Here is an 11758-nt window from a genome sequence, read left to right as displayed (position 1 = left end):
TCATCCTTAACGTGAAGGGATATTACGTGTTTTGGGTGGCATCACGCTGGCATTTGTCTGGCTGAACTTAGGCGGCGTGGTGTCCATACTGCCACCGGCCATCGGCGAGCGGTAATGCGCAGATTTGACCAGGTAATCCCCCAGGGTTTCTTCCAGAATGCCGCCGTTGTCCAGCATGATACTGGAGCCGCCGCCATTGAGTCGCAGTTTAGGGGCACTGATGAGCAGCTCATCCTTGTTACTGCTGATGGTGAACAACAACTCAGATGTCATCTCCATTGAGCTCGCCTCTGCGCGGACCTCAACATCCCCCTGATTAGCAATCAGTTTCGCCCCGGACTGATGGGCAAACAGCCCGACAGAGTCGCTGGCAGACAGCGTGATGTTCTTCATGGCCCCCATATTCAGATGCTGACCCGCACTCAGGATGGTGTTCTGTTTGCTGGTCATCTGCAGATGTTCACCCGAAGTGAACGCCACGCCCTGTGGCGCACTCCCCAGCAGTGCCGCTGACTGGAGATCTTTCAGGCGGTTTTCCAGCAGGCTGTTCTGGCTTTCCAGATCGCAGGTGAGTGCCTGAGCCTGCTGCGCGAGGAGATTGAGCCGCTTCATTTCGGCAGCCGATTGATTCAGGCGTTCGATGGCGGTGGCCATGTCCAGCATTTTTCCCTGTGCCGCCGTCTGTGCATCGGCCGTCAGCAGCATACCGCGTCCGGCACGTACTGCACCGTACTCATCAGTGCGCAGCTCAAACCCGGTTCCGCGTGGCTCACGCCTGGCGTCCACCACATGACCGCCATTGAGCTGCGTTTTGCCAAATGGCGTCGCCAGTTTGAAATGCTCTTCCTGACGCTTATCTTCCAGGCGGAACTTATTATCCCCCGCCGTGCGCCAGACGTTCCGCGTATGGTTATCGTTCGTCACATGATCCGGGTGTTCAGAATCGTGCTGGGCGTGGGCGATATACGGGCGGTCCGGGTCGCCCCCGTCAAACATCACAGAGACTTCGGTACCGTCGAGCAACGGGGAGTGGAAACCATAGGTATCCCCGGCATACGGTTTTGCCATCCGCAGCCAGAGGTACGCATATCCCTGCTCAGTGCTGCTGCGATCAAAATCGAGTCTGATCCGGTAGCGCCCCTGGTTGTCCAGGTACGCATAAGTGTCACCTTTCTCGTCACTTTCCACCCGGGCCGGCAGTGAACCAGCGATCACCGGGCGGTCCAGTAACGCCGGACGGTAGCAGACCGCTTCACTGTAAGGGATCCCCGTGAAGCGGAGCTGAAAACCCTTATCACGCGCACCGGAAGTCTGAACACCGGTGATCACGATGCCGTCTTTCAGAGATTCAGGGACATTGCCCTGGGCCTCCAGTACTTCACCGGGCGCCAGAACCGGGCTGCTTGAACGTCCCGTTACCGTCTGCTGGCCATTGAGATAACGTTCGTGACGCAGGCGGGCATACCAGGCTCCCCCTTCCGGCGTTTCGGTATCGCCTTCACTCAGGAACGGCTCAGCGTAATGATACACCTCACCGGTGGTGGCACCGCCTTCCTGGCGGACGGTCGCAGAACTGTCCTGCGGGGTCAGCGCTTCGCGGTAGTTATAGTCGCGGTTGGCAACGCTGCCGGTGACCACTCTGTCTTCCGTACGCAGATCCCAGACGCTGTCCTGACCGTTATCGCTGGTGCGCGAGGGTGGGATAAGCGGCAACTTCACGCCAAACTGGTACCGCATCTGGCTGTCCTGGAAAATCACCACATCCTGTTCAATGCGGCTGTCCATCTCAAAGCGCCAGAAGATACCGACTTCGGCCAGCAGGCGCTGGACAAAGGCCAGGTCCGTCTCACGCCACTGGGTGATGAGCTCACGAACCGGGTATGACTGCGACAGACGGAATTCGAAATCCGCCCCTTCCAGCCCGTGGGAACGCAGGATCTGCTCCAACACTTCCGGCACCGACTGGTTCAGGTACACCGCGCAGCGCTCGGAGTGCTGCATCAGGGCGATACGCGGCACGATACGCAGGGCGTAGGTGATTTCATCCCCCGACACGGAAACGCGCCGGAAATAATCAACTACACCATAGACCGTGCGCACCGGCACCGCCGGCGTACCGTCATAAAGCGGCGTCTGGAAGGTAAAGGATGCAGGCTTTAGCATCAGATCATTGCCAGCAAGACTTGCCGCACAGGTGACGGTGACATCGTAGCACCAGGGCTGACTCAGCGTTTCGCTTGCACGAAACCGCAGCACGTCCAGGAAATGTGAGCAGTCATGCACATCCACGCGATAGCGGGACAGCCCCAGGGCTTCATCGATTTTCTTCTGTGCCAGACTGGCAATGCTTTCCATCATCACGCCTCCCCTGTGGTATCAGTGGCATCAAATTCCAGCCCAATCCCTTCTTCATCATTCCAGCCGAGCGTCAGGCAGTGTGGTTTCTGCTTCGCCGCCATGTGGGTCAGCAGTTGCTGGCTCAGCACCGGCAGGATTTGCTGGTTGAGCAGGCTGTCGACGTTACGGGCGCCTGTGTCCGGCAACAGGCAGGCGGCGGTCAGGGCGTCATACAGGCTCTCGTCGATATGGGTTTTCAGTCCATAGTGGCGATGCAGGCGCCTGCTCACCTGAGCCAGTTTCATCTGCACGATGGTGCGCATCGCGGTCTCATTCAGCGGGCGGTAAATCACGGTCTGGAAGCGGGCCAGCAGCGCGGGCTGGAAGTGGTCGCGCAGGATGGGGCGCAGCAGTTCGTGCAGGTCGCCTTCGGTGGCGTCCGGCTGTTCATCCAGCAGTTGCATGATGGGGTCGCTGCCAAGGTTGGCGGTCATCAGGATGACGGTGTTGCGGAAATCGATTTCACGGCCTTCACCGTCGCGCATAAAACCGCGGTCGAACACCTGATAGAACAGGTTCATCACGTCACGGTGGGCTTTTTCCACTTCATCCAGCAATACCACGCTGTACGGGCGCTTGCGCACCGCTTCGGTCAGAATGCCGCCCTGGCCGTAACCGACGTAGCCCGGAGGCGAGCCCTTCAACTGGGAAACCGTATGCGGCTCCTGGTACTCCGACAGGTTGATGGTAATCAGCGACTTTTCGCCGCCGTACATCACATCCGCGAGCGCCAGCGCGGTTTCGGTTTTACCGGTGCCGCTCGGGCCGACCAGCAGGAACACGCCCTGTGGACCGTTCCCGGAGGTCAGGCCGGTTTTGGCCGCACGTAAGCGCTGGGCTATAGCTGTCAGCGCCACATCCTGCCCAACCACACGCTTGCCAATTTCGTTTTCCAGGGTCAGCAGTTCGGTCTGCTCGTCTTTCATCAGGGAAGACAGCGGCACGCCGGTCCAGTCGGCAATCACGTTGGCGACGGTGCGTACATCCACATCCAGCCCCAGCAACGGCGTATCCTGCTGAATGAAAGACAAACGTTCCTGCAACGCGCTAATTTCTGCGTGACGGCTGATGTCAGTGCGACACGCAAGCAGTTCCTGCGTCAGGGATTTTTCGAGGTCGAACTGTTTCTTAAGCTGACTGAGCTGTTTGTTTAAAACGCCAGCCTGCTGTTTAATCTGCTCAATACGTTCGCCGTGGGCGTGACTGCCGAGGGCGATATCTTCCAGCAGCGCCTGCTCTTCAAATTCCAGCGCCGTCAGTTGCGCTTTCAGGCGAGTGAGATCTTCAGGCCGGGTGTCGAGGCTCATACGCACGCGGGCGCTCGCAGTGTCCAGCAGATCGACGGCTTTGTCAGGGAGCTGACGTCCTGTGATGTAACGGCGCGACAGGCTGACTGCCGCTTTTACCGCCTCATCGGTGATGTGCACGCCGTGGTGTTCGGCGTAGCGGGATTTCAGGCCACGCAACATCAGGCAGGCGGTCTCGTCATCCGGCTCGTCCACTTTCACCATCTGGAAGCGGCGCTCAAGAGCCGCATCGCGCTCAAAGTACTGTTTGTATTCAGACCAGGTGGTGGCTGCGATAGTGCGTAACTCGCCACGTGCCAGGGCGGGTTTCAGCAGGTTGGCCGCATCCGCGCCGCCCGCCTGATTGCCGGCGCCAATAATGGTGTGCGCTTCGTCGATAAACAGCAGCACCGGCGTGGGCGACTGCTGCACGGCATCAATGACGTTTTTCAGGCGCTGTTCAAATTCGCCTTTCACGCCCGCCCCTGCCTGCAGCAGACCAAGGTCAAGGGTGCGCAGGCTGACAGTTTTCAGCGACTCAGGGACGTTGCCCTCATGAATGCGCAGGGCCAGGCCTTCCACCAGAGCTGTTTTACCCACACCCGGTTCACCGACCAGGATCGGGTTGTTCTTGCGACGTCTTGAGAGAATATCCACCATCTGGCGGATTTCGGTATCACGGCCAAACACCGGGTCGATTTTGCCCTCTTTCGCTTTGGCAGTGACATCGAGGGTGAATTTATCCAGCGCGTTCTGCAGCGCAGGATTGAGTTCACCTTCTTTTATGTCAGCCCCGATCGGGCGACCAACAAATTCCACCTCACTGCCGTTCTGCGCCAGTTCCGCTTCCTGCTGCATTTCCGGGCGTTCATCGGACTGCGCATCGAGCAGCGGACGCAGGCGTTCAAGCTGACTCTGGCCCAGCGTCAGCAAAGGCCACAGACCGTCACAGCGCGCCAGTTTCGGTTTATCCACCAGGGCCATCAGCAGATGGACACTGCGAATGTGTTCTTCACCTGCCAGTGACGCCCGCATCCAGGCCTCCTGCATCAGCGTCTGAATACCGTCGGAAAGCTGTGGGCGATTGCGTACGGAGCGCGGCAGCGCATCCAGCCAGCCGAGCAAATCCTGCCACAGGGCGTCCATATCCCATTCATAGCGGCGCGCCAGCACCGTCAGGTCACCTTCGCCCTGCTCCAGCAGCTTCAGCAGCCAGTGCTCCGGCAGGATTGAAGCATGCGCACGGGTCTGGCACAGGGAGGCGGCGCCTTCCATGGCGCGGGCGCAGTAAGGATTCAGACGTCGAAGAAGGATTGCCGGGTTTTCCATGTTTGCTTGCTCACTGTTGAGGACCGTTCAGGCACGCTACCGCCCCTGGCCGTTACCGAGGCCCATAAGGTCTGTTTCCGGGATGTGATTATTTCTTTGCTGAAAGCCCGCATCCGCAGACATTCAGCAAAAAAGAAAAAGCGGACAGAGAAGCTCTGCCCGCTTGTGGCTTACGCCGTGGCGCGTTCGTTCCAGGAGTCGGAATGAATGATGTTGCCGTCTTTGTAAGTCCAGGTGATTTTTTCGTAACGCAGTTCAATGCGCTCAAGGTGGTTGTGCTTCTCTTTAGAAGGGTCCTTGATGTCGTACATTTCAGGGTTCACTTTCACCACTTTCACGTTTTCCAGTTTGGTGTTGAAGTACTCCACTTCCTGGCCCGCATCATTGATTTTGTACCACTTGAATTCCGCAGACTTGAGGGTCTGACCGGTGGTCACCGCCTTGTACAGATACGGGCTGGAGGAGTCGATTTCCTTGGTAAATTTGAACGGCGTGTGGATACGCGTACCGGTCAGCTTGCCAGTATTGTTGTCGGTCGGGATGTACAGGTTATGCTCCTGAGCGACAACCTCGATGCTGCCGTCACGATCCTGAACGTCCACAGACCCTTTAATGTCCGCGCCGCCGTCGTCTTTCAGCCAAAGATAAACAGGAATTGCCATGGAATTACTCTCCATTGTGTTGTGAAGCGTCATCATCCTGCGATGACGCTGAGGGTTTGCCCGGTATCTGACAGGCGTTCGCCTGCGGTACCAGACTGATTTCGACACGGCGGTTGAGCGCACGGCCCTCCGGGGTGTCATTGGTTGCGATCGGACGGCTTGCACCATAGCCCTGCACCGCAAAACAGCTTTCCGGCACGTCACCGGTGTCACGCACCCAGTCGCGTACCGCTGCGGCACGCTCAAGCGACAGCGTCTGATTTAGCTGTGCATTACCGGTGTTATCCGTGTGACCCGCGACCACAATCAGCCAGCCCGGCTTCGCCTTAATACCCACCAGAGAGTTCACCAGCATTTTGGTAGAGCCGGTTTTCAGCACCGCTTTGCCGGAGTCGAACAGCGACATGCTGTCGAGGCGGACAATTTTCGGAACCGGTTTGGGTTTCGGTTTTGGTGGCGGAGGCGGTGGCACATACGTATCAATGGCCTGCTGAACCGCGAGCCACAGACGGTTGCCCGGATACAACGCCAGACCATAACGCTGCGGCACGCCCTGGCGCTGCCAGCGTTCCAGCAGCAATGCATCCTGCTGCAGCGCATGAAGTGCCTGTGCTTTTGGGTCATAGTGCGTCATCGGGATAGCCACCCAGCGCTGGAGATCGGCGCTGACCTTACGGATAAGCGCCTGGTTGTGTCGCACGGACAGCGCAATGGCGCCAAGCGCGCACAACAGCAGAACCATCACTACCCGACGCCCGGTTTTACCGCCCTGTAGCGGAGTGGTGTATGGCATCAGGAGGGGCAGAACCGGATCGGCAAAATGCCAGCGGGGTTCATATGCACAGACATTGGCCGCAGGTGTAATACGGGTCTGACGAAACAGCCACTGTGGCCACAGGGCGCTGACAGAAGTCACTACCTGCCCCAGCCGCAGGGTGACCGCAAACGGCCGCACCGCGGGACACAACCTGTCGGATTTGCCCAGTTCGTCCAGCATGACCGAGTGAAGCATCGCCGTCGCCTGTAACAGGAACGGCTGGACCGTGGCGGTCTGTGCGGCACGCTGCCACTCACTAAGTGTGACCGCTGACTCGTCATCCGGGCACACCAGGAACGTATTGCCCCGGACCACTATCCAGGGCGTCTCCGGTCCACTTAACTCCGCGTTCAGCACCACCGGAACGTCATAACCCGTCAGCTCGCGAAGCTGTTTCACCTGCAGACGCAACGCTTTCAGGGACGCCCGCAACAGGGTCTCGTCATCATGGCGGTCCGGCAGGCAGCGATACATCACCGAAAGCTGTCCGGCCATCACCGGCGTACGGGCCAGCAAACGGGTGGCAAGTGGTGTCAGTTCAGAAGGCTCATCAACCCGGAGATACCAGCCCTGAGTCGTGCGCCGGAATGGCCCCAGAGCGAACACGTTGTCATCCACATCCCCGCAGACCAGTACCACCGGTCCGGTATGGTCTTCCGGCGGGAGAAAGCTGACGCCATCCAGCGGTTGTGCAGGCTGCAGACGACGGTAACGCCGGCGGCTAATCCCCCCGGAAATCAACAGTGCGGCCAGCGTCAGCAGTGTTTTTCCTGTCACTGCCCATGCCAGAAAGCCCCACACCAGCCACAGCACGGCAGCCAGACAGACCAGCACCGGAAACGCCGCCCGGGCGAACGTTCGTCCTCCCATTAGCGTGATTCCGGCAGTTGCTGGTGCAGCAGATCCTGCAGCCACAGATGACCACCCAACCACACAACACCCGTCAGCACGATCGCCACCACAATCCAGAACCAGGCGGAACGCAGCAGGTTGTAACGGCGTCGTCCGGTTTTCTGCACCACCAGTGAGACACTAGTCTCAAGCGGCGGCACGCGTTCATTGAGTGCGGAGATAACCTCATCACGACGGGACTGACCCACACCGGACAGGCTGTACTGTCCCTGGAAACCCAGCGCCAGCACCCGCTGGTAACAGGTCAGCACGGCAGGTTCTGGGGCGGGGTGTCGCAGTATCTCCGCGATGCGGTCATACAGCGCCCCACCAGCACGCAGTGAACCAAAGTACACCGCCTGCAGCGGTGCCGAACGCCAGGCTTTCTGCCCCGCGTCCAGCGTGGCCATGTTCAGCGCGTCACGGGCATCTTCATCAGAGGAAGGGCTATCCATGGCTTCCGTTACGCCGGTATCACCTTCTGCCGTCTTCGGCGCCGGCCTGCGGTTCATGACGGTTTCATCCAGCAGGGCACACTGGGCATAGGTGATGTGATCGATACTTTCCGCATCAAATCCGGCCCGATCCAGTGCCTCACGCACACTCTCCACCTGCGCTTTACATGCCGCATAGAGCGCAGGGCCGTCTGTGACCTGCCCGCCGTGGCGCAACTGCGCCACTGTCAGCCAGGTTTCTGCCATCAGGGCATCAATGTCGAAGTCCTTTATCATGAGCGCAGCACCGCAAACAGTTCCAGCTCAAGCTCACCGAGCACGGACGGGACATAGAAGACACAGACGCCCTGATCCAGCATTTCACGGGCGGCATCGCTCTCCATATCCAGTACAAAGTACTGGTTCTCCAGACGCACCGGCAGCGCAGCAGGTACACGGCTCAGGGCAATGAGGCCGATTCCTTCGACGGCCACCCCGGAGACTTCGCCGACACTGGCCGGCGCACCGGCAATACAGACGTCGGTAAAGCGCCCGACAATCTGCCAGGCAGGCTGGCTGGTCCGTACAGAGAGATAGAAATCGGCTTCATCGCGCAGACGAATATCGTGCAGCACGGCTTTCCAGGTTTCCGGATCCATGCGCTCCATCCGGACGGCCACCACACGTGACGGCAGGCTCGCTTCCAGCAGTTCGCTGATAAGATCGAAGAGTGGCGGGAAGCTTTTTTCCGGCGTGCGGTGGTCATAGCCCGGAATGGCATCCAGGTCATGTTCGAGCGAGAACGTCAGCATACTGCCGGCAAGGCGAGCCAGCTCTGCCCAGACCTGCTCAGGATGCCTGTCAGGGAAACGCTCAAACTCGGAGAGCACCCGGGCATGCGAGTTCAGGGCATTCAGCAGCCAGAAGAGAGAGACATCAGCGACCGCAAAATCGGCCATTCTGTCGTTGCTTTCGCGACGCATGGACATCAGACGCTGTCGACGGGAGCGCAACTGGCGGTTCAACAGTGCAAGGCGCTCACACAGGCTGCGGCTTGCCGAGAACAGGGCCATCGGTGGGATAAAATCAGGATCCTGACGCCAGCCTCCCTGCCCGTCCCGCAGCAGGCGGGCAATGGCACAGGTGTCCCAGGCGCCCTTGTCTTCATGTCCGAAACGGAATGCCAGATTAAAGCGGGCCACCGCCATCGACTCTTCGTCCTGTCCGAAACGATCCGTGATCGTCTCCCAAGCTTCCCGATAGCGCAGCGGACGCTCAGCTGGCACCGTGTCGGTCTGCACATTGACGATTCCGGCCTGCATCACCGGTAACGCCACATACACCGTCACCGGCGCATTGCCAACAGACGCAGATGCGTCGATTTCACGGGGTTCGGGTGGCAGATCGCTGAATCGGGTATCAACCAGCGTGTCATCCGGGAGCCAGAGACGCAGTGACTGCGCCTGAACCCGGCCGGAGGCCAGCATCGCTTCATCCAATTCGACATGCCCGACGCCCCAGGGAAATGCACTGCCACGGGTGGCGATACCGGCCCGGGAAAGTGCATCCCATTCAGACTGCTGCTGAAACTGTTGAGGGGCCAAAAGTGCCCCTTCATTCCATAACGGACGATGAATTTTCATCCCTGATTTCCCCTCGCCTTACGATTTCGCCTTCGGCATCCGGGAAACCAGAGACAGGTTGACGTCCATGCCTTCCACCTGGAAGTGCGGCACAGCAAACAGCTGTACGCGGAAGAAGCCCGGATTTTCCTCAATATCTTCTACCACCACTTTCGCATCGCGCAGCGGGTGTGACGCCTGCAGCTCGTCGCCCGGATCGGTCATTTCGGTGACCAGACTACGTACCCAGGTGTTGAGCTCCAACTCCAGCAGACGGCGGTCCTTGGTGGTGCCGATATTTTCGCGCTGGATAAGCTTCAGGTAGTGCGCAATACGCGACAGCAGGAAGATGTACGGCAGACGGGCATTGATGCGGCTGTTGGCCGTTGCATCGGCGGTGTCATACAGAGCCGGTTTCTGGGTCGAGTTCGCAGAGAAGAAGCACGCGTAGTCGCGGTTCTTGTAGTACGACAGCGGGATGAAGCCGAGGTTAGCGAATTCAAATTCGCGGGTTTCCGGGATCATCACCTCACTCGGGATTTTCACCTGGTTGCCGGTACCGAGGTCGTACAGGTGAATTGGCAGGTCCTGTACTGCGCCGCCGGCCTGCGGGCCACGAATCTGTACGCACCAGCCATTATTGATAAAACTGCGCACCATATTGGCCGCAAAGGCAAATGATGCGTTGGTCCACAGGTATTTATCGTGATCCGGACCTTTCACTTCTTCAATGTAGTTAAAACTGCGTACCGGTACGGTGTCCGGGCCATAGGGCAGGCGACCCAGCACACGCGGCATCACCAGACCGATATAGCGGGAATCATCGGTTTCACGGAAGGATTTCCATTTGATGTACTCGGCGCGGTCAAAGTAGTTGCCGATATCCTTGATGGCCGCCACATCCTCCATTGAGTCCTTAAGGAAAAATTTCGGGCCTGCGGAGCCGATAAAGGGCATATGGGCTGCGGCAGATACTTTCGAAATATTACGCAACAGCGCAACGTCCTGCGCTGAAGCATCAAATTCGTAAGCGGAAATCAGCGCGGCAATCGGCTCACCGCCCGGTGTGTCGTATTCATCAATATAAGTATGCTTATACAGTCCGCTCTGGATAATTTCCGGGCTGTCTTCGAAGTCCTGACACAGGTCTTCTTTAGACATATCCAGCAGTTCAACCTTCACGTTCTGGCGGAAATCGGTTTTGTCGACAAGGGATTTCACTCCGCGCCACAGACTTTCTACCGCCTGAAAGTCCTCATGATGCATGACCGCGTCCAACTGGCGGCTAATCTGGTAATCCAGTTCTGCGATATGGTGGTCAATCAGGGACTTATCCAGCTTTTCGACTTTTGAGCCTGATTTTGTCAGGCACTCCAGAAACACCCGCATCCCGGCAGTCAGACGTTCATCAGCAGTCGCATCCGACATCGCCTGCGCATCCTGCCAGATATCCAGTGCACTCAACTCGGAGACCGGATTTAAGTTAATTTTTTCAAACAGGGAAGCATACACACCACCGGCTTCCTGGCGTTCCAGCACGATGCTTTCGCCGCCCGCGGCATTCTCATTTTTTACAGACATCAGCATTTCCTTCATTAATCCGTTAAGTATCGCGACCGTTATGGCTTTTTCGGGGCCAGAGCGGACAACTCACTGCGCAGTTCAGCGCTGAGCGTTGGGTCAAGCAGGATCCTTTCCAGTTCTTTTCGGAACGTCTGGTTATCCAGCAGATTCGCCTTCAAATCGCGGAGTAAATTGCGCATGGCCAGCATGGCTTTGAGTTGAGGAATTTGACGGGCGACCTGTTCCGGTGCGAAATCATTCATATTACGGAAGGTCAGGCTGATATTTTCTTCGCTGCCGTCACCAGCAAGGGTATTCGCTACAGTGAGATTAATTTTGGGTTCGTATTCGGAAAGGACGCTGTTAAAATTATTTTTATTGATCCCGGTCTTACCGCGCTCTGATAACGGTGCGGTTTCCTGCCCATTACTGAAATCGCCTGTTACCAGTAATTTCAGCGGCAATTCAGTTTTCTTCTGAGCACCACCCGTATGTAAATCAAGTTTTAGATTAATACGTGCCTTCGGCACCTCACTCTGGAAGCTGTCGCTCATAATTCCCTCTTTTTATCGCCGTATGATGGTTTTTATTTCCATATTTATTTATACGCAATACTAGAGCAAATAATCAAACAGTCGCAATAACATGGATTCCCCATCTCAAACAAGATTATTTATGAGACTTTTCTACCAATCCGTTACGATAAAAATTTCTTTACATCGAATTCAATGAGTTTTCCTCATACATTTCTATGAGT

Annotated in this window: 8 protein-coding genes; all 8 read right to left on the bottom strand. The window is 57.5% G+C overall.

The annotated features are described in order from the left end of the window. Positions 1–6 precede the first annotated feature (6 nt). Entirely contained in the window at positions 7–2358 is a 2352-nt protein-coding gene (locus MUA00_RS12750; protein ID WP_271123421.1) for a type VI secretion system Vgr family protein, read from the bottom strand. Continuing rightward, positions 2358–5012, bottom strand: coding sequence for a type VI secretion system ATPase TssH (gene tssH, locus MUA00_RS12745; protein ID WP_271123420.1), 2655 nt, complete (start codon positions 5010–5012; stop codon positions 2358–2360). Before tssH ends, MUA00_RS12750 begins: the two co-directional genes overlap by 1 nt. 170 nt (positions 5013–5182) lie before the next feature. After that, complete coding sequence (hcp, locus tag MUA00_RS12740; RefSeq protein WP_271123419.1) at positions 5183–5674, bottom strand: type VI secretion system effector Hcp; 492 nt, start codon at positions 5672–5674, stop codon at positions 5183–5185. A 4-nt stretch (positions 5675–5678) separates the two neighbouring features. Further along, positions 5679–7361: an OmpA family protein gene (locus MUA00_RS12735; RefSeq protein ID WP_271123418.1), complete on the bottom strand. Its 1683-nt coding sequence runs from the start codon at positions 7359–7361 to the stop codon at positions 5679–5681. Continuing rightward, a complete protein-coding gene (gene tssL, locus MUA00_RS12730; protein WP_271123417.1) occupies positions 7361–8113 on the bottom strand; it encodes a type VI secretion system protein TssL, short form in 753 nt (250 codons plus the stop codon). Before tssL ends, MUA00_RS12735 begins: the two co-directional genes overlap by 1 nt. Continuing rightward, positions 8110–9459 carry a type VI secretion system baseplate subunit TssK gene (gene tssK / locus MUA00_RS12725; RefSeq protein ID WP_271123416.1) on the bottom strand — a complete coding sequence of 450 codons (1350 nt, stop codon included), beginning with the start codon at positions 9457–9459 and terminating at the stop codon, positions 8110–8112. Before tssK ends, tssL begins: the two co-directional genes overlap by 4 nt. Before the next feature lie 18 nt (positions 9460–9477). Continuing rightward, entirely contained in the window at positions 9478–11025 is a 1548-nt protein-coding gene (gene tssC / locus MUA00_RS12720; protein ID WP_271123638.1) for a type VI secretion system contractile sheath large subunit, read from the bottom strand. Positions 11026–11057: 32 nt separating this feature from the next. Continuing rightward, positions 11058–11555, bottom strand: a complete 498-nt coding sequence (gene tssB, locus MUA00_RS12715; RefSeq protein WP_271123415.1) for a type VI secretion system contractile sheath small subunit — start codon at positions 11553–11555, stop codon at positions 11058–11060. Positions 11556–11758 lie beyond the last annotated feature (203 nt).

Origin of the sequence: Dryocola boscaweniae, from assembly GCF_025215095.1 — a bacterium.
GTDB classification, from domain to species: domain Bacteria; phylum Pseudomonadota; class Gammaproteobacteria; order Enterobacterales; family Enterobacteriaceae; genus Dryocola; species Dryocola boscaweniae.
This window is presented reverse-complemented; position numbering and strand designations above follow the sequence as displayed.

What these genes read in the sequence shown, in the direction of transcription:
- MUA00_RS12750 (WP_271123421.1), bottom strand. Translation starts at nt 2,358, where the DNA reads ATGATGGAAAGCATTGCCAGTCTGGCACAGAAGAAAATCGATGAAGCC.
- tssH (WP_271123420.1), bottom strand. Translation starts at nt 5,012, where the DNA reads ATGGAAAACCCGGCAATCCTTCTTCGACGTCTGAATCCTTACTGCGCC.
- hcp (WP_271123419.1), bottom strand. Translation starts at nt 5,674, where the DNA reads ATGGCAATTCCTGTTTATCTTTGGCTGAAAGACGACGGCGGCGCGGAC.
- MUA00_RS12735 (WP_271123418.1), bottom strand. Translation starts at nt 7,361, where the DNA reads ATGGGAGGACGAACGTTCGCCCGGGCGGCGTTTCCGGTGCTGGTCTGT.
- tssL (WP_271123417.1), bottom strand. Translation starts at nt 8,113, where the DNA reads ATGATAAAGGACTTCGACATTGATGCCCTGATGGCAGAAACCTGGCTG.
- tssK (WP_271123416.1), bottom strand. Translation starts at nt 9,459, where the DNA reads ATGAAAATTCATCGTCCGTTATGGAATGAAGGGGCACTTTTGGCCCCT.
- tssC (WP_271123638.1), bottom strand. Translation starts at nt 11,025, where the DNA reads ATGCTGATGTCTGTAAAAAATGAGAATGCCGCGGGCGGCGAAAGCATC.
- tssB (WP_271123415.1), bottom strand. Translation starts at nt 11,555, where the DNA reads ATGAGCGACAGCTTCCAGAGTGAGGTGCCGAAGGCACGTATTAATCTA.